Source organism: Pseudomonas cedrina subsp. cedrina, assembly GCF_001983175.1.
GTDB classification, from domain to species: domain Bacteria; phylum Pseudomonadota; class Gammaproteobacteria; order Pseudomonadales; family Pseudomonadaceae; genus Aquipseudomonas; species Aquipseudomonas cedrina.
Genome location: NZ_MNPW01000015.1, coordinates 21,771 through 45,035 on the forward strand (window position 1 = coordinate 21,771; position 23,265 = coordinate 45,035).

At 62.6% G+C, this 23,265-nt stretch carries 24 protein-coding genes; 14 read left to right on the forward strand and 10 right to left on the reverse strand.

The window, feature by feature from the left end; genetic code table 11:
• Window positions 1-81: 81 nt before the first annotated feature.
• Window positions 82-1,359: an acetyl-CoA C-acetyltransferase gene (locus tag BLL36_RS26015; protein WP_076954471.1), complete on the reverse strand. Its 1,278-nt coding sequence runs from the start codon at window positions 1,357-1,359 to the stop codon at window positions 82-84.
• Between the two features lie 115 nt (window positions 1,360-1,474).
• Between BLL36_RS26015 and BLL36_RS26020 the strand changes: the two genes are divergently transcribed.
• The gene (locus BLL36_RS26020; protein WP_076954472.1) at window positions 1,475-2,818 is read left to right on the forward strand and encodes a 3-oxoacyl-ACP reductase; all 1,344 of its coding nucleotides are present in this window, start codon (window positions 1,475-1,477) and stop codon (window positions 2,816-2,818) included.
• A 2-nt stretch (window positions 2,819-2,820) separates the two neighbouring features.
• Window positions 2,821-3,672 carry a MaoC family dehydratase gene (locus BLL36_RS26025; RefSeq protein WP_076954473.1) on the forward strand — a complete coding sequence of 284 codons (852 nt, stop codon included), beginning with the start codon at window positions 2,821-2,823 and terminating at the stop codon, window positions 3,670-3,672.
• A 156-nt stretch (window positions 3,673-3,828) separates the two neighbouring features.
• Here the strand turns inward: BLL36_RS26025 and BLL36_RS26030 are convergent, their stop codons facing one another.
• Window positions 3,829-4,233 (reverse strand): response regulator, encoded by a 405-nt coding sequence (locus BLL36_RS26030; RefSeq protein ID WP_076954474.1) that lies wholly within the window; start codon window positions 4,231-4,233, stop codon window positions 3,829-3,831.
• A gap of 58 nt (window positions 4,234-4,291) precedes the next feature.
• Window positions 4,292-4,483 (reverse strand): Flp family type IVb pilin, encoded by a 192-nt coding sequence (locus BLL36_RS26035; RefSeq protein ID WP_076954475.1) that lies wholly within the window; start codon window positions 4,481-4,483, stop codon window positions 4,292-4,294.
• Between the two features lie 334 nt (window positions 4,484-4,817).
• Between BLL36_RS26035 and cpaB the strand changes: the two genes are divergently transcribed.
• The 8 genes from cpaB to BLL36_RS26075 are packed head-to-tail and all read left to right on the forward strand — an operon-like array spanning window position 4,818 to window position 12,240.
• The gene (gene cpaB, locus BLL36_RS26040) at window positions 4,818-5,750 is read left to right on the forward strand and encodes a Flp pilus assembly protein CpaB (protein ID WP_076954476.1); all 933 of its coding nucleotides are present in this window, start codon (window positions 4,818-4,820) and stop codon (window positions 5,748-5,750) included.
• Between the two features lie 19 nt (window positions 5,751-5,769).
• A complete protein-coding gene (locus tag BLL36_RS26045) occupies window positions 5,770-6,987 on the forward strand; it encodes a type II and III secretion system protein family protein (protein ID WP_076954477.1) in 1,218 nt (405 codons plus the stop codon).
• Entirely contained in the window at window positions 6,984-8,177 is a 1,194-nt protein-coding gene (locus BLL36_RS26050; protein ID WP_076954478.1) for a pilus assembly protein, read from the forward strand. Before BLL36_RS26045 ends, BLL36_RS26050 begins: the two co-directional genes overlap by 4 nt.
• Window positions 8,174-9,442 (forward strand): CpaF family protein, encoded by a 1,269-nt coding sequence (locus BLL36_RS26055; protein ID WP_076954479.1) that lies wholly within the window; start codon window positions 8,174-8,176, stop codon window positions 9,440-9,442. The genes BLL36_RS26050 and BLL36_RS26055 overlap by 4 nt, the downstream gene beginning before the upstream one ends.
• 10 nt (window positions 9,443-9,452) lie before the next feature.
• Complete coding sequence (locus tag BLL36_RS26060) at window positions 9,453-10,334, forward strand: type II secretion system F family protein (protein WP_076954480.1); 882 nt, start codon at window positions 9,453-9,455, stop codon at window positions 10,332-10,334.
• Window position 10,335: 1 nt separating this feature from the next.
• Window positions 10,336-11,223: a type II secretion system F family protein gene (locus tag BLL36_RS26065; RefSeq protein ID WP_076954481.1), complete on the forward strand. Its 888-nt coding sequence runs from the start codon at window positions 10,336-10,338 to the stop codon at window positions 11,221-11,223.
• 22 nt (window positions 11,224-11,245) lie between these two features.
• Window positions 11,246-11,968, forward strand: coding sequence for a tetratricopeptide repeat protein (locus tag BLL36_RS26070; RefSeq protein WP_076954482.1), 723 nt, complete (start codon window positions 11,246-11,248; stop codon window positions 11,966-11,968).
• Window positions 11,968-12,240 (forward strand): DUF3613 domain-containing protein, encoded by a 273-nt coding sequence (locus BLL36_RS26075; protein ID WP_076954483.1) that lies wholly within the window; start codon window positions 11,968-11,970, stop codon window positions 12,238-12,240. Before BLL36_RS26070 ends, BLL36_RS26075 begins: the two co-directional genes overlap by 1 nt.
• Here BLL36_RS26075 and BLL36_RS26080 read toward each other — a convergent pair.
• On the reverse strand, window positions 12,237-13,025 hold the full coding sequence (locus BLL36_RS26080) for a response regulator transcription factor (RefSeq protein ID WP_076954484.1): 789 nt from the start codon (window positions 13,023-13,025) through the stop codon (window positions 12,237-12,239). The two genes, BLL36_RS26075 and BLL36_RS26080, sit on opposite strands and share 4 nt — an antisense overlap.
• 126 nt (window positions 13,026-13,151) lie before the next feature.
• Window positions 13,152-13,601 carry a prepilin peptidase gene (locus BLL36_RS26085; RefSeq protein ID WP_076954485.1) on the reverse strand — a complete coding sequence of 150 codons (450 nt, stop codon included), beginning with the start codon at window positions 13,599-13,601 and terminating at the stop codon, window positions 13,152-13,154.
• Between the two features lie 72 nt (window positions 13,602-13,673).
• On the opposite strand from BLL36_RS26085, the gene BLL36_RS26090 reads away from it, so the two are divergent.
• Window positions 13,674-14,117, forward strand: a complete 444-nt coding sequence (locus tag BLL36_RS26090) for a TadE/TadG family type IV pilus assembly protein (protein WP_076954486.1) — start codon at window positions 13,674-13,676, stop codon at window positions 14,115-14,117.
• The gene (locus tag BLL36_RS26095; RefSeq protein ID WP_076954487.1) at window positions 14,114-16,840 is read left to right on the forward strand and encodes a PAS domain-containing sensor histidine kinase; all 2,727 of its coding nucleotides are present in this window, start codon (window positions 14,114-14,116) and stop codon (window positions 16,838-16,840) included. Before BLL36_RS26090 ends, BLL36_RS26095 begins: the two co-directional genes overlap by 4 nt.
• On the opposite strand, the gene BLL36_RS26100 is transcribed toward BLL36_RS26095, so the two are convergent.
• From BLL36_RS26100 to BLL36_RS26120, 5 genes are all read right to left on the reverse strand, one after another.
• Window positions 16,837-18,783 carry a pilus assembly protein TadG-related protein gene (locus tag BLL36_RS26100; protein ID WP_076954488.1) on the reverse strand — a complete coding sequence of 649 codons (1,947 nt, stop codon included), beginning with the start codon at window positions 18,781-18,783 and terminating at the stop codon, window positions 16,837-16,839. The two genes, BLL36_RS26095 and BLL36_RS26100, sit on opposite strands and share 4 nt — an antisense overlap.
• A gap of 279 nt (window positions 18,784-19,062) precedes the next feature.
• Window positions 19,063-19,620 carry a DUF4136 domain-containing protein gene (locus BLL36_RS26105; RefSeq protein WP_076954489.1) on the reverse strand — a complete coding sequence of 186 codons (558 nt, stop codon included), beginning with the start codon at window positions 19,618-19,620 and terminating at the stop codon, window positions 19,063-19,065.
• Window positions 19,621-19,665: 45 nt separating this feature from the next.
• On the reverse strand, window positions 19,666-20,268 hold the full coding sequence (locus BLL36_RS26110; protein ID WP_076954490.1) for a DUF4136 domain-containing protein: 603 nt from the start codon (window positions 20,266-20,268) through the stop codon (window positions 19,666-19,668).
• Between the two features lie 24 nt (window positions 20,269-20,292).
• Complete coding sequence (locus BLL36_RS26115; protein ID WP_076954491.1) at window positions 20,293-21,042, reverse strand: methyltransferase; 750 nt, start codon at window positions 21,040-21,042, stop codon at window positions 20,293-20,295.
• The gene (locus BLL36_RS26120) at window positions 21,035-21,343 is read right to left on the reverse strand and encodes a MazG-like family protein (RefSeq protein ID WP_076954492.1); all 309 of its coding nucleotides are present in this window, start codon (window positions 21,341-21,343) and stop codon (window positions 21,035-21,037) included. The genes BLL36_RS26115 and BLL36_RS26120 overlap by 8 nt, the downstream gene beginning before the upstream one ends.
• A gap of 204 nt (window positions 21,344-21,547) precedes the next feature.
• Here BLL36_RS26120 and BLL36_RS26125 point away from each other — a divergent pair, with 204 nt between their 5' ends.
• Both BLL36_RS26125 and BLL36_RS26130 read left to right on the forward strand, forming a co-directional pair.
• Window positions 21,548-21,841 carry a hypothetical protein gene (locus BLL36_RS26125; protein WP_076954493.1) on the forward strand — a complete coding sequence of 98 codons (294 nt, stop codon included), beginning with the start codon at window positions 21,548-21,550 and terminating at the stop codon, window positions 21,839-21,841.
• Window positions 21,842-21,911: 70 nt separating this feature from the next.
• Window positions 21,912-23,255, forward strand: a complete 1,344-nt coding sequence (locus BLL36_RS26130) for an MATE family efflux transporter (RefSeq protein WP_076954494.1) — start codon at window positions 21,912-21,914, stop codon at window positions 23,253-23,255.
• The last annotated feature ends 10 nt before the right edge of the window (window positions 23,256-23,265 follow it).

The following is a 23,265-nucleotide window of genomic DNA, read 5'->3' on the forward strand; positions in this document are numbered from 1 at the left end:
CGGCAATCGGCGCGCCGGTGGGAGAGGCTACCGACCTCTGACCACTCAAGAATGCATCCAATATGCCAATTTACGTTGCAATCAACGTTCAATAATCGCGGTAACGCCCTGGCCGCCAGCAGCGCAGATCGAAATCAGCCCCCGACCCTTGCCCGCCGCGTCCAGCAGCTTGGCCAGGTTGGCGACGATCCGCCCACCGGTGGCGGCAAACGGGTGCCCGGCGGCCAGGGAACTGCCTTTCACATTGAGCCGGCTGCGGTCGATGGCGCCCAGCGGCGCGTCAAGGCCAAGCCGGGTCGCGCAAAAGTCGGCATCTTCCCAGGCCTTGAGCGTGCACAGCACCTGGGCGCCGAACGCTTCGTGGATCTCGTAGTAGTCGAAGTCCTGCAGCGTCAGGCCATTGCGCGCCAGCAACCGTGGCACCGCGTACACCGGCGCCATCAGCAGGCCTTCGGCGCCGTTGACGAAATCTACCGCCGCCGCTTCGCCATCGCGCAGGTAGGCCAGGATGGGCAAACCGCGTTCCTTGGCCCAGGCTTCGCTGCCCAGCAGCACCAGTGATGCGCCATCGGTGAGCGGCGTGGAATTGCCGGCGGTGAGCGTGCCCTTTTCGCTGCGTTCGAAGGCCGGTTTAAGGGCCGCGAGCTTTTCCAGGGTCAGGTCGGGGCGCAAATTGTTGTCGCGGGTCAGGCCGAGGAAAGGTGTGAGCAAATCGTCGTGCCAGCCTTCGGCGTAGGCGGCGGCCATGTTCTGGTGGCTTTGCAGGGCCAGTTGGTCCTGCTCGGCACGAGGGATCTGCCAGGTCTGCGCCATCAATTCGCAGTGTTGCCCCATGGACAAGCCGGTACGCGGCTCGCCGTTGCGCGGCAGTTGTGGCTTGAGGTGCTGGGGACGAAGTTGTAACAGGACCTTTAATTTGTCCGCCATGGACTTGCTGCGGTTGGCTTGCAGCAGGATCTTGCGCAGGCCTTCGTTGACGCCGATGGGCGCATCGGACGTGGTATCCACCCCGCCGGCAATGCCGCATTCGATCTGGCCCAAGGCGATCTTGTTGGCCACCAGTAACGCCGCCTCCAGCCCGGTACCGCAGGCTTGTTGGATGTCATAGGCCGGGGTTTGCGGCGACAGGCGCGAACCGAGCACGCATTCGCGGGTGAGGTTAAAGTCGCGCGAATGCTTGAGCACCGCGCCGGCGGCCACTTCCCCCATGCGCAGACCGTGCAGGTTGTAGCGCTCGATCAGGCCTTCCAGGGCAGCGGTAAGCATCGCCTGGTTGCTCGCCGTGGCATAGGGGCCATTGGAGCGGGCGAACGGGATGCGGTTACCGCCAATGATCGCGACACGGCGCACTTGAGTCATGAAAAGCTCCCTGATGGATGTGGGGTAAGTCTCTCAGACTAGCCTAGGCTTAATCGAACGACTGTCACCCCGGGATGGTCCACCCTTTTGAACCCCAGCCTTCGGAGAGCGTTCCATGTCTGACCGTTATATCGACTTCGCCAACTCAAGCCTCGGCCATCGCCTGGTCGCCGCGATTGGCCTGCCGTCACCGGTACGCCTGGAACGCTGGCAAGCCGGGCGCCTGCGTCCGGTCGAAGGTGCGTTGCTGCTGGGGGGGGGTGCGCTGGCAACCCAGGTGCAGGCGTTCGCCAATAAACTGACCGATGCTATTTACACCTACGGCAACGGAACATCGACCTGGATTCCCGGCCATGGCCCCAAGCTCAAGGCCGTGGTATTCGATGCCAGCGACTTGCAACACACAGACCAGCTCAAGCAATTGCGCGAATTCTTCCAGCCGCTGCTGAAAAACCTGGATAACAGTGCGCACCTGGTGATTCTCGGTCGCGCCCCAGAAACCCTCGCCGACCCGTTTGCCGCCAGCGCGCAACGCGCCCTGGAAGGCTTCAGCCGCTCGCTGGCCAAAGAGTTGCGCAACGGCGGCGTGCTGCAATTGCTCTACGTCGGCGACGGTGCCGAAGACCAACTCGAAGGCGCGCTGCGCTTCTTCCTCTCACCGAAAAGCGCCTATATCTCCGGCCAGGTGATTCGCCTGCAAGCCTGCGCCACGCCGGTCGAAGATTGGACACGCCCCCTGGCCGGGCGCAAGGCGCTGGTGACCGGCGCCGCGCGTGGCATTGGCGCATCCATCGCGCAAACCCTGGCCCGCGACGGCGCCGAGGTGATTCTGCTCGACGTACCCCAGGCCAAGGCCGACCTCGAAGCCCTGGGCGCGCGTCTGGGCGCTCGCACCGTCGCGCTGGATATCTGCTCCGAAGACGCCGCCAGCCAATTGATCGAGCACCTGCCCGACGGCCTCGACATTCTGGTACACAACGCCGGCATCACCCGCGACAAAACCCTGGCCAACATGACCCCGGAATACTGGGACGCCGTGCTGGCGGTCAACCTCAATGCGCCGCAAGTACTGACCAAGGCGTTGCTCGACAGTGGGACCCTGCGCGACCACGCCCGCGTGGTGTTGCTGGCGTCGATCAGCGGCATCGCCGGTAACCGTGGGCAAACCAACTACGCCGCCAGCAAGGCCGGGTTGATCGGCCTCGCGCAGGCTTGGGCGCCGCTGCTCAAACCGCGCGGCATCAGTATCAACGCCGTGGCCCCGGGCTTTATCGAAACCCAGATGACGGCGCATATTCCGTTTGCCTTGCGTGAGGCCGGGCGACGTATGAGCTCGTTGGGCCAGGGTGGCCTGCCCCAGGACGTCGCCGAAGCGGTGGCCTGGCTCGGTCAACCGGGTTCCGGTGCGGTAAGCGGCCAGGCGCTGCGGGTGTGTGGGCAAAGTCTGCTGGGAGCTTGAACATGCAATGGAAGACCTTAGGCACTGCGCCGTTCCTGCCGCCGCTGTACTGGCGTGCGGCGCTCAAACGCAAGATCACCGGCAGCACCTTGCCCGAGCAGGGCTTGCGCTGCCCCGTGAGCATCGATCCCAGGCAGGCGGCGGCGTATCGCAAGGTCTGTGGTTTCGCCGACAGCCCCATGCTGCCGGCGACTTACCCGCACATTCTGGCGTTCGGCCTGCAGATGCAGCTGCTGACGGACCAGAGCTTCCCCTTTCCACTGCTGGGGTTGATCCACCTGAGCAACCGCATCCGCATCCATCGGCCTCTTGGTGGTGTGAGTGAATTGTCCGTCGGCGTGCATGCGCAGAACCTCAAGCCCCACCCCAAGGGCGCGACCTTTGACTTGGTTACGACCGTCGAAGATGCCCTCGGTCTTCTATGGGAAGCCGAAAGCCGCATGCTGTGCCGGGGCGTAAAACTGGAGGGTGAACCTGGGAGTGACGTCGTCCAGCCCTCCCCCAACCAGGTCAGCGAACTGACTCGCTGGAAAGCCCCCGCCGATATCGGCCGCTGTTACGCACGGGTTTCCGGCGACTACAACCCGATCCACCTCAGCGCCCTCACCGCCAAACTGTTCGGCTTCCCGCAAGCCATCGCCCACGGGCTGTGGAACAAGGCGCGCGCCCTCGCGGCCCTCGGCGACCATTTGTCCGCTGCCAATATCGAGATAGACGTGGCGTTCAAAAAGCCCGTGCGCCTGCCCGGTGAAGTGACGCTATTGAGCAGCGCCCCCGGTTCCGCCGGTGAGTTCTGGTTGAAAGGCCCGGGCGATATTGAACATATGGTCGGCAAGTGGCGGCCGATTGCGTGAAACAAGCCATTTAATTGTATCTATACACCCTAAGTGGCGCTGGACAGCTTCGACCGACGGCCGAGAAATTCGGTGAGCTTCAGTTATCCGCTCTGACCAGCTCAAGGTGAGAGGTTGCCTGCCACAGCCAATCCCCTGTGGGACCTGTGTTAGCAATTAACGGAAGGATTTATACAAGGGAAACAGGTTGTTCAACGTATCGAGCAACCGCACCAGGTAGATCGGCTTGCGGAACAGATCCAGCACTTGCAGACGGAGCAAGTCACTCACATCGTCCATGTCGGCATGGCCGGACATCACGATCACCGGCAGGTGCGAGCGTGAGGTGTGTTCGCGCAGGCGTTTGATCAAGGATATGCCGCTTTCCTCGGGCATGCGCAAGTCGGTGATGACCAGGGCGATATCGGGGTGGAGTGTCAATTCTTGCAGGGCGAAGGTAACGGAAGTGGCGGTGTAGCAGACAAATCCCTCATTTTCGAGAGATTCGGCAAGTTCAATCAGGGCATCCTCTTCGTCGTCCACCAAAAGAATTTGCTGGCGAAGGGGCGAAGAGGCGCTCATGGCAGTACCTGGGATGGATAAACTTTAATAAGAGGTTTCCACATTAATGAACGGATTATCAAGTCGTCATTTTGGTAGCAACGCTGTCGAAGATGGACTTGATCTTAGTTCCAAGCCCTGAACCGGCGCCAACGATCACCAGTGCAACCATCGCCACGATAATCGCGTATTCAATACCTGAAGCACCGTCTTTGCGTTGAAAGAACAATTGCGTCTGGACATACAGTTTCAACATCAGGTCAAGAAACATAAGACTTCTCCCAAAAACGCCACTGAAAGCCGGAAGGGCTCTACCACCAGAGAATTGCGGCGTGCCACTAGAGCATTGTCAACAAACCTCACCCTCACAACTGTAAGAACGCATTAATCACAAAGTATTAGTCGCACGTTAATGCCCCTTAAACATTCGGGATCGAAAAGATTGAAGTTGGTCACTCTGATAAATTTTCGCCTCCTTAATGGCATTTCGTCCTAGCTGAGCTACCGTCAAATAGCCAAATCGTTAGATGTTCATCACAGCCATGTTGCGAAGTAGCCCATTGGATTAACAGGGCGTGTAGTGCAACGGGATAGGGAGAGCCGTCATGAACAGTCGCATCAGCATGGTCCTGGCCGGCTTGTTGCTGATCGGAGCATTGATCGCCGGGTACTGGGGGCTGGTGTTGAGTCGCCCACCGGAGCCTGTCGCAGCACCTGTCATTTCTATTGATAACAGCCTCGCTGCCGTCGAAGACCAGACCCGCCAACCGGTGGTGGTTCTGGTGCATGACGTGCCGGCCTTGATTCCACTGACCGCCGCCGACCTGGCCGTAGAAAAACTGCGCACAGTGCCCGCCGGCAGCCTGGCACGGCTCGACCAAGCCATCGGCCGCGTGCCGTTGCGCACGCTCGGCGCCGGCACCTGGCTCAGCGAAGACAGCTTCAGTGGCGGCGGCCCGCTCGCGCGGATGATTCGCCCCGACGAACGCGCGCTGGCCGTTGCGGTGGATGAGGTAATCGGCGCAGCCGGTCAGTTGGCACCTGGCGATTACGTGGATGTGTTGCTGTTCCTGCGCCAGGACGCCAGCAACGCCGAGCAGTCGGCCCAGATCGCCCTTCCCGCGATGCGCGTGCTCAGCGTCGGTGACCAGCTGGGCCTGGCCAACGACGGCCAACCCGCGGTGCCGCCGCCGGTCACGGTTGAAGCGCGCGCCCAGGCCGCCCAACGTCTAGCCGCCGCACGCACCGTGGTGCTGGCAGTGCCGGAGCCCTTGTTAAGCCGGCTGATGCTTGCCGCCCAGGCCGGCACCTTGCGCCTGGCCGTGCGCAGCGCCGAGGAGCAACGGCTCAGCCGCTACTGGGCCGGGGAAAACGATGCGCCGCAAAAACTCGAAAGCGCCAACCGCGACCTCTACCAATTCACTCAGTTGGCCCTGACCGGCGCGCCAACACGAATCGCACCGGCCAGTGGTTCACCCGGCGTGCGACGAGGCGTTGAAGTGATTCGCGGCGCCCAGGCGGCGCCACAAACTCCGTGATCAAGCAAGGAAGCGTTGAATGAGCCATCGCCATGCCCCCCTGTTCACGCACATGGCCTGGGCCTTGATTCTGTCGAGCCTGACAGTCGGCATGGCTGTGGCGGCGCCGGGCAACTGCAGCGCCCTGGGCCAGTTGCCCGCCGTGGTCGAGGTGGGAGAAGGCCTGCAACAAGAACTGCAGTCGCCGGTGGCAATTACGCGCCTGGCCATTGGCGATCCGAAAATCGCCGACGTGCGGGTCAACGGCGAGCGTCACTTCCTGCTCACCGGTGTCTCGTCCGGCGCCACCAGCCTGATGGTGTGGACCGCCTGCGCCAGCGCGCCGCGCCAGAGCATGGTGTTCGTCAAGGGCAAGGCTACCTCGGCGCTGACCAGCCTGGCGCTGTCGCCATCGGAAGATCCGCTGCTGCCCAGCCAGGTGCAGACCGACATCCGCTTTGTCGAAGTCAGCCGCACCAAGCTCAAGGAGGCCAGCACTCGGTTCCTGGGCAGGGGCGCGAATTTTTTCCTCGGCAGCCCCAACCTGCTGTCGCCCTCGGAAGGGGTCTTCAAACTGCCGGTGAGCCCGGACAGTTTCAACATCGGTTTTGGCGGAGGCCGCGTCTCGGCCATGATCAACGCCTTGGAACGCAGCGGTTTTGCCTACACCCTGGCACGTCCGAGCCTGGTGGCCATGAGCGGCCAGAGCGCGACCTTCCTGGCCGGTGGCGAGGTGCCGATCCCGGTGCCCAGCGCCGGCAGCGACACCATTTCCATCGAATACAAGGAATTCGGCATCCGCCTGACGCTGACCCCCACAGTGATCGACCGCAACCGCATCACCCTCAAGGTGGCGCCGGAAGTCAGCGAACTGGACTACAGCAATGCGGTGCAGATCCAGGGCATCCAGGTGCCGGCGCTGACGGTGCGCCGCACCGACACCAGCGTGTCCCTGGCCGATGGCGAAAGCTTTGTGATCAGCGGCCTGATCAGCACCAACAACCGCTCCACGGTCAGCAAGTTTCCCGGCCTGGGCGATATACCGATCCTCGGGGCGTTTTTCCGCGAATCCAATATCAGCCGCGAAGAAAAAGAACTGCTGATGATCGTGACGCCGCACCTGGTGCAACCCCTGGCCGCCAACGCCCAACTGCCTTCCCTGCCCGGCGAGAAACTGCGCAGCTACGACCCGAACTGGTACCGGATGTTCTTCCTCGAAAACGGCAACTTCGACCGGCGCAGTGGGCTTTCCCAATGAGCGACAGCCTGAGCCAGACCTTCCTCGCCATCACCCGCAACAGCACTGACCTGGAGTGGCTGCAGGGCGCCCTCGCACCCCTTGGCCAGGTCGTCAGCGCCGGCACCGGCAGCCTGGACGAACTGCTCGCTTTGGTGGACGTGACCTTCGCCAGCCTGGTGTTCGTGGGCCTGGACCGGGAAAACGTGGTGGCACAGAGCGCGCTGATCGAAGGGGCCCTGGAAGCCAAGCCGATGCTCGCGGTGGTCGCCCTCGGCGATGGCATGGATAACCAGTTGGTACTCAACGCCATGCGCGCCGGCGCCCGCGACTTCGTTGCCTACGGCTCGCGCTCCAGCGAAGTGGCCGGCCTGGTGCGACGCCTGAGCAAGCGCCTGCCCGCCGTTGCCCACACGACTCATTTGGGTGGCCTGACCGTGCTGTTTGGCACCCAAAGCAACGCCGATGGGGCAATGCTGGCCACCCACTTGGCGCTGGTGGTGCAGAAACGCGGGCAGCAAACGCTGTTGCTCGACCTGGGCCTGCCACGCAGTGACAGCCTGGCCTTGCTGGGCCTGGAAAGCACCTTCAATTTCGGTGACGCCTTGCGACACTTGCGCCGTCTCGATACCACCTTGATCAACAGCGCGTTCACCACCGCGCTGGATGGGCTGCGCATCCTGGCGTACGCCACCGGGGACGAGCCGCTCAAACTCACCAGCGCCGCCGAGTTGTTCATGTTGCTCAGCGCCCTGCGCCAACACTTCCAGCACATCGTGGTGAACATCACCGGGCAACCCGACAGCGAAGCGCTGCGCACCTTTGTCAGCCACTGCGACAAGCTGCTGTGGTGCACCGACCAGAACGTCCTGGACTGTCGCCGCAACCTGGCCGTGATCAACCGCTGGCGCGAAAAGGGCATGAACCTGGAGCACGCCAGGCTGGTGGTGGACCGCTACATCAAGACCTGCGCGCCCGACACCGCCGCCCTCGAAAAAAGCTTCGGCCTCGAATGCGTCGCCGTGCTGCCCCTGAGCGCGGAACTGCGCCTGAACGTGAAAAACCAGGGCCTGACCTTGTTCGCCCTGGCGCCCCGTGAATCCTTGTCCCAAGCCGTACGCGCCTTGGGCGAGCGCCTGGCAAAACGCTCCGAGGGTCTTGCGAAACCCTCGATGCGCTGGTTTGAACGCATCCTGGGAGCAAGACGATGAACGAGAAACTGTTTGGCGGCCCGGCCCGCGGCACCGGTGGCAACACCGATCACGATGGGCTGAAACTGGTGCTGCACCGCTACATCATCGACGCCATCGAGGAATCGGGTAAGAACCTGCTCGAAGGCACGCGCCAGACCCTGGCGCAATTTGTCACCGACAAGGTGTCCGAATACATCACGCGTATGCGCCTGGCGATCTCGCGCTATGAAATGGAGCGCCTGGCCGAAGAGATCGTCGACGAACTCACCGGTTTCGGCCCACTGGAAGTGCTGCTGCGCGACGCGTCGGTGACCGAAATCCTGGTCAACGGGCCGCACCGGGTGTTTGTCGAACGCGATGGCTTGCTGCACCAGAGTGACCTGCGTTTCATCGACGACCACCACGTGGAGCGCGTGATGCAACGCATCCTCGCGCCGCTGGGTCGGCGCCTGGACGAGTCCTCGCCGATGGTGGACGCGCGCTTGCCCGACGGCAGCCGGGTCAATGCGATCATCCCGCCGATTGCCCTGGACGGGCCGTGCCTGTCGATCCGCAAATTTCGCAAGGACATGCTCAAGAGCAGCGACCTGGTCGCCATGCAGACCATCGACCAGAATATTTTCGAGTTCTTCCAGCATGCCGTGGGCAAGCGCTGCAACATCCTGATCAGCGGCGGCACCGGCACTGGCAAGACCACCTTGCTGAATATCCTGAGCCAGTTGATCAACCCCCACGAGCGCCTGGTCACCATCGAAGACGTCGCCGAACTGCAACTGGGCCACCCGCACGTGGTGCGCCTGGAAACCCGTCCGCCGAATGCCGAAGGCCACGGTGAAGTGCGCTCCAGCGACCTGATCCGCAACGCGCTGCGGATGCGCCCGGACCGCATCATCCTCGGTGAAATCCGTGGCGTGGAAGTGCTCGACGTGATGACGGCGATGAACACCGGCCACGACGGCTCTATGAGCACCGTGCACGCCAACAATGCCCAGGACGCGTTGCTGCGCCTGGAAACCCTGGTGGGCCTGACCGGTCGCGTGATCGCCGAAAAAACCCTGCGCCAGATGATCTGCGCCGCGCTGGACGTGATCATCCAACTGACGCGCATGCCCGATGGCCGCCGCTGTGTCAGCGAGGTGGTGGAAGTGGTCGGCGTGCGCGATGACGTGTATGTCACCAACACCCTGTTCCGCCTGGACCGGCGCACCGGCGTCGGTTTCCTGCGCGAGGCGCTCAACCCGGCGGGCGACAAACTGCGCCGCGAATCGGCCTTGCAGTCCTAGGGAGCACGCGATGACGGGACCGGTGTTACTGCTCATCTGCCTGCTGCTGATCGGCTTGTCGTTCTGGCAGCTTCAGCATGGCCTGCGCAAAGCTCGCACGGACCGTGTGCTGGAGCGCCTCGGCGTCGGCCAGCCAGCGAAACAGGAAACCAGCACGACATGGACAGGGCTTGAGCTTATGTTCCAACGCGCCGGGCTCGGCAAACCCACGGAGCGTCTGGGCCTGTGGTTGAGCATCTGGGTGGTTGGCGTGCTGTTCGGCTGGCTGGTTGCCGACGGGCTGGGCCTGGTCGCGATGACCGTGGGGCCGCCGCTGGTCTTGCGCCTGTATATCGCCTGGCGCTACCGGCGTCGCGTGCAGCGCATGGTCGAGCAACTGCCCCAATTGCTCGACCACAGCGTGCGCAGCCTCAAATCCGGCCGCACCTTGGCCGACGCCGTATTGGGCGGCATCGAGGGCGTGGAAAACCCGCTCAAGGACGCCATGGGCCGCGTGCAACGCAACGTGCGCATGGGGGTCAGCCTGCCGGACTCAGTCAGTGACTTCGCCGAGTTTTTCGAGCGCGACGAATTCCGTCTTTTCGCCCTGGGGCTCAAGGTCAATCATCGCTACGGCGGCAACGCCAGCGAGCTGCTGGAAAACCTGATCAAGATGATTCGCGAGCGAGAACAGGGCGCCCGTCAGCTCAAGGCCATGACCGGCGAAACACGCATGACCGCCTACGTGCTCGGCGGCCTGCCGGTGCTGATCGTGGGTTACTTCATGGTGGTCAACCCCGGTTACTTGATGACCATGTGGAACGACGACACGGGGCGCCTCATGCTGTTCGGCGCGCTGGCCATGGACCTCGGCGGCACCTTGGTCATGTGGCGCATGCTGAGGAGCGTCTGAGATGGCCCTGCTCGCCAGCGCCCTGATGCTGCTGGCCGCCGCGGTGTTGGTGGGCGGCCAGTTGCTTGCCAAGCGACGTCGCGAGCGCCGGGTGGCTGAACGCTTGCAAGGGCAGATGGCGGCGGGTGACAAGCTAGGTACGTTCATGCGCCAGCTGGGCGGCAGCTCACTGGCGCAGCGCTCGGTCAGCCTGGACAACGAAACCCAGACCCTGCTGAACCGCGTCGGTTGGCGCAAGGCCAACCAGCGTTCGCTGTTCGCTGCCTTCCAGATCGGCTTGCCGATCGTGCTGCTGGGGCTGACGCTGATCGGCCAACGACTGCTGTTTCGCCACGCGGACCCCGCATGGATTGCCCCGATGTTTGCCCTGGGCATCGGCTACCTGCTGCCCAAACGCGTGCTTGCCGCCGCCGCCAAACATCGCCAGCAGAGCATCGCCAAGGAGATCTCCACCTTCATTCCGCTGCTGCGCATCCTGTTCGAGTCGGGCATGGCCATTGAACAATCGCTGCGCGTGCTGGGCAATGAAGCCCAGGGCTTGCTCCCCGAGCTGACCCATGAACTGCGCCTGATCCTGGCGCGGGTCGATTCCGGGCTGGAGCTGAGCGAAGAGCTGGGCAAGACCGCGCGCTTGCTGGAAGTGGATGAATTCACCGACACCTGCATCATCCTGCAGCAGTTGATCCAGCAAGGCGGCGGCGCGATGAAGTCCTTGCTGGCGCTCAAACAGTTGCTCGACGACCGGCGCCTGACTCGCTTGCAGGAATACATCTCGAAGATGTCGGCAAAAATGTCAGTGGTGATGATGGTGTTTCTGTTCCCCGCCTTGCTGATCGTGCTTGGCGGCCCGGCTTTTATCGGCATCGCGCGCGCGTTGAGCAACTTTTGAGGCCACCTTTGAGGAGAGATTGATGAAAGTATTGATTGCCGGCCTGGCCCTGCTGATGCTCGGCGGCTGCGCCACTAATGGCCAATCCCCTTGGGCGGCGCTGACCTCACCCGGCAGTTGCGCCAAACCGAATTCTGAGCAGGAACTGGCGCTCAACCTGTCCGATGACCAAGCCAATGAAGGCAAACTGCACGCCAGCCTGGCCAACCTGCAAAGCCTGCCCGAAGCCCTGCCCCAGGTGCGCCAGCGCAAGGCGCGCAACTACCGCCTGCTCGGGCGCAGCGAGGCCGAACCGTTGTACCGCAGCCTGCTCGGCACCTGCATGACCGCCGAAGGCGAACATGGGCTGGGGCAATTGGCGGCGGCCAGGGGCGACAACGGCCTGGCCATGACTCATTTGCAACGGGCGGCGCGACTGGCGCCGACCGACGAGAAAATCCGCAATGACTTGGGCGTGGTGTACCTCAACCAATTGCGTGTGGAAGACGCCCGCTTTGAATTCATGACCGCAATCGAGCTCAAGCAGGGCGACACATTGGCCGCCGTCAACCTGGTGACCCTGTTGATCTATCAAGACGACTGGGGCCAAGCGGCAAAAGTGGTCAGCCAGTTGGGCCTGAGCCCCGAACAGGTCACCGAGGCCCAGGCCCGCGCGCAGAAGCTCCAGGGCACCGGCGCGGCGGCGCGCAAAGTGGCGGCGGTCAGCGCTGCGCGGTCGATCATCCATCAAGTGAGGAGTGAATGATGAAAGCACATTACCTTGTCGGCCTGGCGCTGCTGCCGCTGAGCGCGCTGGCCATCGAGCCGGGCCCGTCATCCCCGCAGCAGGCCGAAACGGAGAACTGGCTGGCGCTGCAGATTGAGGGGCGTGCGGCGTCGCCGACGCCGCAACGAACCACGCCCGCGGAACGGGAGCAGGCCTTGCAGCGTTGGCTGGACAGTAACAAGCACCCGATTCCGGAGTTTTTCGATCAGGAAGTGGGCGGGGCCTCCGCAGGCGGCGGAGGCAGCAACTAGTTCGCCGTCACCCGCTGGGCCATTGCCGCATGGTTCGGTGCCAGGGCCAGTGCCAGTTGGGTGCGGTTGTGCATGTGGGTCAGGCGCAGCACTTGGGACACATACAGCTTGACGGTGTTTTCGGTGATCCCCAGCTCACAGGCGATCTGATAGTTGGTCTGGCCCTTCCCGACCAGGCGTGCGACGTCCAGCTGGCGCGGTGAGAGCTGCGTGAAAATCGTCGGAATGTGCGCCGGCCCGGCCTCCTTTGCGACCGGCTCATCATCCTGCGCCTGGCCGGCGCTTGGGCTGCGGCGCACTCTGTCGAGGTCCTGGTACAGGTCGTTGATGGATTCGGAGAGGTATTGCAACTTCTGGTTCAAGTGCCCCAGTTGCAGCTCTTTTTGCCGCTCCTGCAATGCCGCTTCCTGGCGCTGCAGGCCTTCGAGCAGCTCATCGAGGTTGATCGGTTTCTGGTAGTAATCCGAGATCCCCGCGCGCAAAGCCTTTATCACATCCTGTTTATCGGCACGCCCGGTCAGCATGATCGCCTCAAACGCCCGCGCCCTGCCCGCCACCTTCTGCATGGCCTGCACCAGTTCGATGCCGTCCATGTCCGGCATGTGCAGGTCCAACAAGACCAGGCCAATGTCGGTGTCTTCGCCAAAACGCTGCAAGGCCTGCCGGCTGGATTCACACGGCACGCAGCGGTAACCACTGCTTTCAAGAAATTCACAGAGCTCTTCCACGATCACCGGCTGATCGTCGACCACGAGCACTTTTACCGCCGAGGTAAGCTTGTTCACACGCAACTCCATGCCTGGCAAGCCAAAAGACTGACCTATCCCTTTTGATAGAAAAAAACTGCAGATCCATTCATAAACGTAGACGTAGTTTGCGGCTCTGTACATAGCGATAGAGCCTTTACGCGACTAATGGATCCAAAGCCAATAGAACAAAAACCCTGACAATACGGCGGGCGCAAAAGGCTGTTTTTTTGACGTTTTCCAGGGCTGCTCGGCCTTACCCCTACTAAACCGTTGATGGATAAGTACCCAGCCACTTTGGACCACTGCGGCACCGATCAATGACCACAACAAAGCATCCAGGCTACTGGCCAGGGCCAGGGCGGCCAGCAGCTTCACGTCTCCCGCGCCAAAGCGGCCCAGCACATAGCCGGGCAAGGTCAGCAGCAGCGCCACGGCAAACGCCCAGCCGCCTTCGCCGGCGGGCGCGCCCAACCAGGTAGCGCCCGCCCATGACAGGTAGATCAACGCCAGCAACGCGCCACCCAAGGTCAAGCCGTTGGCAATTTGCCGTTGATGCATATCCTGCAACGCACACAGTCCCAGCCAGAGCAGTATCACCACGCCATGGATCACGTAAAAAACATCCCTTTTCGCTGATTGATTCTATGCTGATATCCAGTAGTAGCCGTCAGGGTAGACGCCGTCATGAAAACAAGCCTCCCTAGAAAACAAAAAGGTGCCGCGGCGATCGAGTTCGCCCTGGTCTTCGGGATCTTTTTTGCCGTGTTCTATGGGTTGATCAGCTACAGCCTGCCGATGCTGTTGATGCAGTCGTTCAACCAGGCGGCAGCGGAGGCCGTGCGCCAGGCCATGTCGGTGGACCCGGCGGCCGCCGGCAGCGCTTACGGCACGCAGGTGGCCAACCGCGCCAAGACAACGGCGATCCTGCAGCTGGACTGGATTCCACCGAGCTTCCAATTCACCGACGACTTGATCAGCGCCACCTACAACGGCACCACGCTGACCGTCACCATCTCCTACCCAACCAGCCGCCTGCATTCCGTATTCCCGACGTTGGTGGTGCCCGGCATAGGCCCCGTGCCGAATTTGCCGGCCAACCTGACTGCCCGCTCGAGTCTGCAGTTTTGACCTCGGGGGATAAACTCTTCGGGCGCCTGCTCGGCCGCACCAGCGCCACGCCTCTGGCCCCACCCAGTGTGCCGATGCCTGGGCTGCACCTGCAGTTGGATTCCCAAGGCCACGTGCTGACTATCGGCGGCACCCTACGCCCACAACTCGCGACGCGGGCGCTGGGTGAGAGCCGGCCGCTGCTGCGTGAACTGTTGTGCGCCGGCAGCGCCCTGAGCATCGAAGGCAGCCCCGTCGACTGGCAACGCCAGAGCCTGGACCTGGATTTCCAGGCTGTTGCCGGGCAGGTCTTGCACACCCGAGGCTGGATCGAACCCGAGGGCGCCGGCTGGTGCCTGCGCCTGCAGGACATTGGCGACCTGCTCGCCGGGCGGCAACGGGCGCAGCACCGTGAGCAGAACCATCAACTGGCGTGCCAGATGAGCGAGCAGTTACGGGTGTGCAGCCTGCCCCGCGTGCCCGATGTGTTCAACGAGCATCTGCGCAGCCTGGCGCAGCGCTGGCGAATCCCCTGCATCGCCTTGGCGTTGCTCGATGAAGAAGACCAGGGCTGGCGGATCTACAGCCACTACGCGGCCCACGATGCCCCCGACTTGTGGCAGACCGGCCAGGCCCTGGGCACCTGCCTGGACAGCGCCAACGGCAACGCGCCGCTGAGCCTGGCTCAAGCGCGTAGCGACAACCCGCGCCTGCAGGGTATTTTCGGCGATGCCGATGGGCTTCTGGTGCCCTATCGTGACAGCCGGGGCGTCGCCGCCTGGCTGCTTTGCGGCTTTTTCAGTGGTCAATCGCAGACCAGCGAACGGGACTGGCTGAACCTCACCGCCGCCCTCGCCGCCCCGCTGCTGAGCCGCTTGCGTGAACAGCGCTATCACCGCCAGCTCGAACGCATGGAAGCCCTGCAAGGCCTGCTCGGCACCGGCTGGTGGGAGCTGCTGCCGAGCACCCAGGAAATCCAGCTCGCACCGCAGTTGCTGCACAACCTCGGCGCGGACGATACGCCAAGCCGCCAGGCGCTGAGCCAGTGGCTGGAACTGATCCACCCCGCCGATCGCCAGGAACTGGGCAGTCGCCTGCACGACCTGCAAACCCTGGGCAAACCCCTGTTGGCCAGCGTGCGCCTGCAACGCAGCGACGCCGACCACAACCCGCTCTGGTATCGCGTACAGGGCCAGGTGCTGGGCGTGGGCGACAGCCGGCGCTGGATCGGCTTCATGCTCGACATCAGCGACATCAAGAATCAGCAAACGCAAGCCGCCGCCGCCCATGCACGCCTGGACAACCTCATCGCCAGCTCACCGGCGGTGATCTATGTGCAGCGCTACGTCAACGGCGCCCTGCACCCGGCCTTCTTCAGCGACAGCCTGTTGCCGCTGCTGGGCTGGACATTGGCCGACTGCAACCACGACAGCCTGGCCTCCCTGATTCATCCCGACGACCGCGACCTTTACTTCGAACGCACTCGCCAGCTGTTGCGAGAAGGCGCCGTGCGCAGCCGCTATCGCCTGCGCGACAAACAGGGCCAGTACCATTGGCTGCTGGATGAAGCAAAGTTACTGCGCGATGACCTGGGCTTGCCGCTCGAGGCGGTGGGGTTGTGGCTGGATGTCACCGAAGCGACGCTGGCCGCCGAACAGGTCAAACAAAGCGAAGAGCGCTACCGCATCCTGGTTGAAGACTCCCCGGCGATGATCTGCCGCTATCGCCCGGACCTGACACTGACCTTCGGCAACACGCCGCTGGCCAACCACCTGGAGTGCCTGCCCGCGCAACTGCCGGGGTTGAACCTGGGCCATTGGCTGTCGGACGAACAACGCCAGGCCTTCGTGCAACGCATCGGCCAATTGACCGTTGAATTCCCGGTCAGCACCGCCGAAATCAGCCTGGAACTGCCCGGCCGCGAACATGCCTGGTGGGTCTGGTCGGACCGTGGCGTGTTTGATGAGCAAGGCAGGCTGGTGGAAATACAGGCGGTGGGACGCGACAACACCGAAGTGCGGCGCTCCCAGCAGCAACTGACACAAAGCGCCAAGATGGCCACCCTGGGTGAAATGGCCACGGGCCTGGCCCATGAGATCAACCAGCCGCTGAATGTGATGCGCATGGCCATCGTCAACATGCTCAAGCGCTTGAGCAGCGGCGATGCGCAGGCCGACTACCTCACCGAAAAACTGCAGCGCATCGATGCCCAGGTCCAGCGCGCCACGCGAGTGGTGGACCATATGCGCGTGTTTGGCCGCCGCTCAGAGATCGAACAACACCCTTTCGACCCGTCGCAGGCGGTGGAAGGCATGCTGTCGCTGCTCGGCGAAGGCTTGCGCGGCAAGGGTGTGGAGCTACGCATCGCGCCGGCGGACTTTACGCTGCAGGTCAAGGGTTACGTGGATCAGCTTGAGCAGGTGCTGATCAACCTGGTGGTCAATGCCCGTGATGCGCTGTTGAGCAAACGGCACACCGATCCGGCGTTCCGCCCCTGCATCGCGATACATTGCGAGCACGACAGCCGCCATCTACGCATCTGGGTGGAGGATAACGGCCCAGGCATTGATCCACGCTTGCTGGAGCGGATCTTCGAACCGTTCTTTACCACCAAGCCGATTGGCGTGGGCACGGGGCTGGGGTTGTCGGTGAGCTACGGGATCGTGGAAAACATGGGCGGACGCTTAAGCGTTGCCAATGGGGAGCACGGGGCGAGGTTCTGTGTGGAGTTGCCGCTGATCTAGATCACCAGGTAGGCGCGGCCCATGTGGCAACTGAGGTTAGCGCCGACTTCGGCGTTGCCGAGGTTGATGCCGAGGGATTTGAAGAGGGTGTTGACGATAGGGTCCAGCAAAGGCGCAAGGAGATTCTGGATTGCGCTCACCAAGGTCGTCGTTATCGTCGCCAAGAAGCCAGCGACCCCCGCAAGCGCGCCGCTTGAAACAGATCCACTGGGTGGCGCATAGGTTACTTGAAGACCCGCCAAGGTTCCGCTGAGGCTCGCAACCATATCGCCGGTCGGTTGTAGCATCCTGTAGGTCGGTGCCTGATTCATTTCCGCGACAGCTGAATAGAACAGCGTTCCCATTTGAGAACCGATAGTGGACTGAGCTTTCAATAAAAGCCCACCCCCCACGTTGGGCGTACGCGGCCCGCAAAGAACCACCAGCCGGCAGCGCTTGGAGCCGATGTCTAAAAGGCGTATGGGCTGGGCTGCGACCGGCGCGGATGAAGAAAACGCCGACGCGGCATCAATGTTTCCAACCGCTAGCGCGGCTGGACTGGCGGTGGCGTGTACCGTCAGCGATTTGGTTGCGTTATTGACGCAACTGAAATCGGTAACGTGACTTGTCGCACCACCCGCTTCGATCAGAATATCCAGCTTGCTGGCGATCTCGACGTCGGTGGAATCACAGGCGACCGCACACAATACCGAGCTGACGACCCCGGCAAGATTCAAATGCAGCAGATTATTGACGACGCCTGCCACAGGTGTTGCCAGGCTGGTGACTGTCGAAGCCAGTCCGGAAACGAGCTTCAACACGGACATGTCGATGGTTACCAACGTCCTTACTTGTGCCGTGCGCACATAGATCTGATCCGTCTGCGGGTTCTTTGCCAACCCCTCCTTTGCCTTCGCCGGATTACCTATCGCCGACAACTGCGGTGGTTCGATCACTTTGGTCTGAATTGAGACATTGCCTATCAGCGGAATATTCATCTGAACCGCTGCACCCGCCGCACTCTTGCTGCCGGACAATTGCGCCACGGTCTCAAGCAACTGAAACAGCTGCACGTTGGTGTTCAACGCAGCAGCGGGGGTTCCGGTAGCGATCTTCAGCAAGTCCCCAACCTTCAAGACTTGGGTATTGGGGGCGATTGCCTTCACCGAAATCACGTCGGTGATGATCGCCGTCGCGACCGTCCCGTTTTGTTGCAGCACCTTTACCGTCGAGTCGATCAGTTGAGTCGCGGAGACGGCGGTATTGAGCAACGCGTCGTAGTCGCCCGCCGCCACATTCAATTGAATCGCCAGCTGGTCCAAGTAGCTGAGCAGGTTCACGTTGGTCTGGATCAAACCATTCCAGCCCGCAGCCGTCAGCGAAAGGCTGCCACCCAACAAGCCGCCGATGGTTGCGTTCAGAAAAGGCGACTTTGTGGAGTCCACCGACGCCAGGCTGCTGCGAATCGTCAACTGCGCCACCGGCGGCGCATAAGCGGCCACAGCCGTCGCGCTCAAGACGGTTTGCGCCGGCGCAGGGGTGGCACTGAACATATTCCAGATGCCGGTGGCGATACTGGTCGCTACGCTGCGTGTCGCGATCACGCGCACGGCCTCGCTTTTAGTGGCATCCGGGGTAAAGACACGGATATTGCTCGCGTTGGTCGGCAATGTGCCGCACGTCACCGTCAGGCCACGGCTGTTGTCGCCGGCGACCACGGTGAAACCGTTGCGGGCGGCGTTCTCCCGGGCGTAGTCGTTGGCTGTATTCGCGGGGCTGCACAAGCCGCCACGGCTGGCGGTCTCCAGCGCCGAGGTGTCGGCGATGGACTGCAACTTGCGTTTTTCCAGGTAGAGACGGCCGCTGTCCACCGCCAGCACCATGAACACCAGGGCCACCGCCAGGGTGCCTGCCGCCATCAAGCCAATCGCACCACGCTGCCTGCAACCAAGTCGGGGAGACATCAGGCACTCCTTAGCGCTTACTCTCCGTTATTGGCTTGGAGTGTAGACAAGCGCTAGCCAGTTGCCACATTTGACGACTGACGGAGGCCCTGTGAACGCTGGCATTATTGTAGTGAGCGGGCTTGCCCCGCGCCGGGCTGCGAAGCAGCCCCAATAAAGACACCGCTGTGTTTCAGCTAGGCCGGGGTCGCCTGGTTTGGGGCGGCTTCGCCCCCCAGCGCGGGGCAAGCCCGCTCACTACAAGTTGCTTCTCAGCTCCCAAATAGTGGGTGAGGGGGCTTAGCGGGGTGGATAGCTGGAGAGTACCCGGGTAACGGTGGCGCGGATGGCTTTGTCGCGATCCTGTGGATTAGGCGAGCTGGCCATCATTTGTTCGTCGCTGCCGCGCCAGACCAGTTTGCCGTCCTTGCCGTCGAGCAAGTCGATCTGCAGGGTAGCGACCTTGTAGGTGATGTTGCGCGTTTCGTTGTACATCGGCGCGCCCCAATAGCCATTCCAGGGTCCGCCCCAGGCGCCGCCATAGTTGGTGGTGACCTGTTGCTGGCGGTCCTCGACGATCAGGTACGCCTGAACGTTCACGTCGGCGCGGGTACCCGGCGCCGCCGGGCGCAGGCCGCGCTGGTCGAGTTGTTCGCTCACGGCCTGGCGGATGCGCTGTTCGGTGAGGTCGCTCTTGATGCGCGGATCATCCGGGCGATATTGCAGGGCCGGGTCTTTCCAGGCCCAGCTGCGGTAGGCGCCGAAATCCCGGCTGGCATCATAATCGTGGTTGACCTGGCTGGTCTGGCAACCGCCCAGCAGCACTACAACGGCAAGCGTAGCGATACGACGAAACATGGTTTTCCTCCACAACGCGACCCGCGCTCGAAATAAGAATAGCGTTTAACTGGGGGGATACGCCGTCATTGCCTTTTGCACCGCCTGGCGCAAAGCGTCTCCCCGCTCGCTGAGGCTTCCCTGGCTGCTCGTTTCCGCACTGGCACTCCACACTGGCTGGCCGGTACGGGCATCGAACAGATCGACGCGAACCACAACGACCTGGACCTCATAGGTACGCACGATCGGCATCGAGTTGTACATGCCGTAGCCATTGTTATAGCGGTTGTAGCCGCCGTAACCATAGCCATAGTCATCGCGCACTTGCCTGAGGCGCTTTTCCTGGCGCACGTCGGCGCTGACCAGCAGGTCGGCGGGGCGGTTGTCGTGCAGCGGGCGCAGGCCGCGCTGGTCGAGGGCGCCGCTGACCGCTTCGGCAATCTGCGCAGCGTCTGCCCAGGCCGTGCCCGCCGGCAACTGGCCGTTGCGCCAGGCCCAGCTGCGGTAGGCGCCGTAGTCGCGCACCGGCGCAGGGTAGGCGCTGGCATCAAAGGTGGTGGCGGCCTGGGGCGGCGCCGGCGGGATCGGCGTGGATGCCGCGACATAAGGGTTGGGGCTTGAACAGGCAGCCAACCCCAGGGATAACAGGATCAAACAGAGACGACGCATTTCGACCTCCGCAGACTGGGCCGCTCAAACCGGACGGCAGATCCAGTGCAAATAGCGCCCAAGTCCGGCAAAGCTTGGGTGACGACGGTGAGCGAGCTCCATCTCGACAAGGTCCTGTAAATCAGCGCGGGCCTGGAATTCCACCGACATGTAATCGTGAAACACCCGCACACCACTTTGGCTTTCGACCTGCCAAAGGCCGTTGAGTTGCGCCGCCAATTCACGTGGATCGAGCGGTTGTTGCGGCGTAAGGCTCTGCTTTTCGCCAGCCATGTCGTTGTTGCGCATCTTGCGGAAGTGGCCCTTGAGCAGGTTGCGATAAATCAGCGCATCGCGGTTATAGAACGCCAACGATAACCAGCCGCCGGGCACCGTGAGTTGGTGCAGCACCGGCAGGATCGCATGGGGTTCGGCCAGCCATTCCAGCACGGCGTGACACAGCACCAGGTCATAGGGTTCGGTGAGCTGGCCGAGCAGGTCTTGCCAGGGCGCGTGGATAAAGGTAGCGGTTTGCCCGGCATCGGCGAAGCGTTGCCGCGCGCCGTCAAGCATCGGTTCGGCAGGTTCGGCCAGGGTGACCTGATGGCCTTGCTCGGCCAGCCACAGCGACATGTGGCCCAGGCCCGCGCCGATATCCAATACGCGCAAGGGGCGCTTGGGCAGGGCTTCGGTGAGATCCGCCTGAAGCACCGCCAGGCGGATGGCGCCTTTGGCACCGCCGTAGATTTTCTCGGCGAAGCGCGTGGCCAACTGGTCGAAATGGCGATCACTCATGGGCAAACCGCCGCTCGCTGTCGGCCAGTTTGGCGCTGACCACCTCGTTCATGTCCAGGCCCAGCTCACTGCACAGCAACAGCAGGTAGAGCACGATATCGCCGACTTCCTGTCCGGCATGGGCAAGGGTGTCAGCCGGTAGCTGGCGCGATTGGTCTTCGCTCAGCCATTGGAAGATTTCCACCAGCTCGGCCATTTCGACGCTGGCGGCCATGGCCAGGTTTTTCGGGCTGTGGAATCGCTTCCAGTCGTTGGTATCGCGGATGCGGTGCAAGCGTTCGGTGAGGTGTTCGAGGTTCATGGGGCGCTCCTGAAGGCGTATAGCTTCGGGGGGATGGGCGTTGAAGGCAAGTGAATAGCGGTGGTGGCGCCCACAATCGACTGCGCACATCCTTGAATGATTAATCGCAAATTCACACGAGCAACCTCTATGCTTGCAGGGAACTAGCCCGTCGCAATAACAACCAAGACACAGATACGCCCACCTTCTCATCAGGACACACACATGCAGGTAGAAAGTTTTTTCGAATGGTTGGGCCAGGCGCTCGGTTCCGTCATCCGCTTTATCGTCGACGGGCTCAGCGGACTCTTCGGCGCGTTGACCCACGCCGGCAGTAACTTTGTCGACGGGCTGTCGCGGACCTTGGGCATGGATACTTCGATCATCAGCATCATCACCCTGATCATCGGCCTGCTTTTCCTGTATTCGGCCGTTCGAGCCTTCATGCGCGCCTCGGTCATCATGGGCATCATCTGGCTGTTGCTCGGCCTGTGGCTCCTTAGCTGGGTCGTCCACTAGCAGGTCCTCCCACATAGGTTCGGCCGCGTCGCTCAAGCCCGGTACAATGCCGCTCCCCCAAGGAGCCTGCATGCCCACCTTACTCAACGACTGGCGCCACCGCCCCACCCACCGCCGGGTGTGGGCGCTGGCCGCGCCGATGATCCTGTCGAATATCTCCGTGCCGCTGGTGGCCCTGGTGGACAGCATGGTCATCGGCCACTTGCCCCACGCTCACCAGCTCGGGGCCGTGGCGGTCGGGGCCAGCCTGTATACCTTCCTGGCCTGGGCCATGGGTTTCCTGCGCATGGGTTCCACGGGTTTCGCCGCCCAGGCCGCCGGGCGCAAGGATGGCGCTGCACTGCGGCAAATCCTCTTGCAGGGTCTGTTGCTGGCGCTGGGGCTGGCGATGCTACTCGGCACCATCGGCATTCCACTCAGCCATCTGGCCCTGGAGTGGATGCAGCCCTCTGCCGAACTGAATCAACTGACCCAGGAGTTTTTCCACACTCGCCTGTTCGGCCTGCCCGCCGCGTTGGCCAGCTATGCGCTGGTCGGCTGGTTCCTCGGCACGCAAAACGCCCGCGCGCCGTTGGCGATCCTTTTGACCACCAACCTGGTCAACATCGCCCTGAACCTGTGGTTTGTGCTTGGCCTGGAATGGGGCGTGGTCGGCTCCGCGCGCGCCTCGGTCATCGCCGAGTGGACCGGCGCCCTGCTCGGCCTGGCGCTTACGCAAAAAGCCTTGCGCGCCTATCCCGGCCATATCGCCTGGGCAGCCTTGAAACGCTGGCAAAGCTGGCGCCCGCTGCTGGCGGTCAACCGCGACATCTTCATCCGCAGCCTTGCGCTGCAATCGGTGTTTTTCATGATCACCGTACAAGGCGCGTGCCTGGGCGACGCGACCGTGGCGGCCAATGCCTTGCTGCTCAACGGCCTGTTGCTGACCGCCCATGCGCTGGACGGGCTGGCCCATGCGGTTGAAGCCCTGTGCGGTCACGCCATCGGCGCCCATGACCGCCACGCCTTGCGCCGCTCGCTGGTGGTAGCCGGCGGTTGGTCGTTGATCGCCAGCATCGGATTCGCGCTGTTGTTCACCCTCGCCGGTCACCTGTTTATCGCCATGCAGACCGACATCCCCAGCGTGCGCGAAACCGCTGACATCTACCTGCCGTATTTGGCGGTGTTGCCGTTGATTGCGGTGTGGAGTTACTTGCTGGACGGGTTGTTTATTGGCGCAACGCGCGCGCGGGAGATGCGCAATGGGATGTTGCTGACGGTGGTGTTGGTGCTGCCCATCGCCTGGGCGTTGCAAGGGTTGGGCAACCACGGGCTGTGGATAACCTTTCTGGTGTTTATGGCGGTGCGCAGTTTGACGCTGTGGGCGATTGCCTGGCGGTTGAACCGGCGGGGGTTGTGGCTAGGCAATAACTGAAGAAACATAG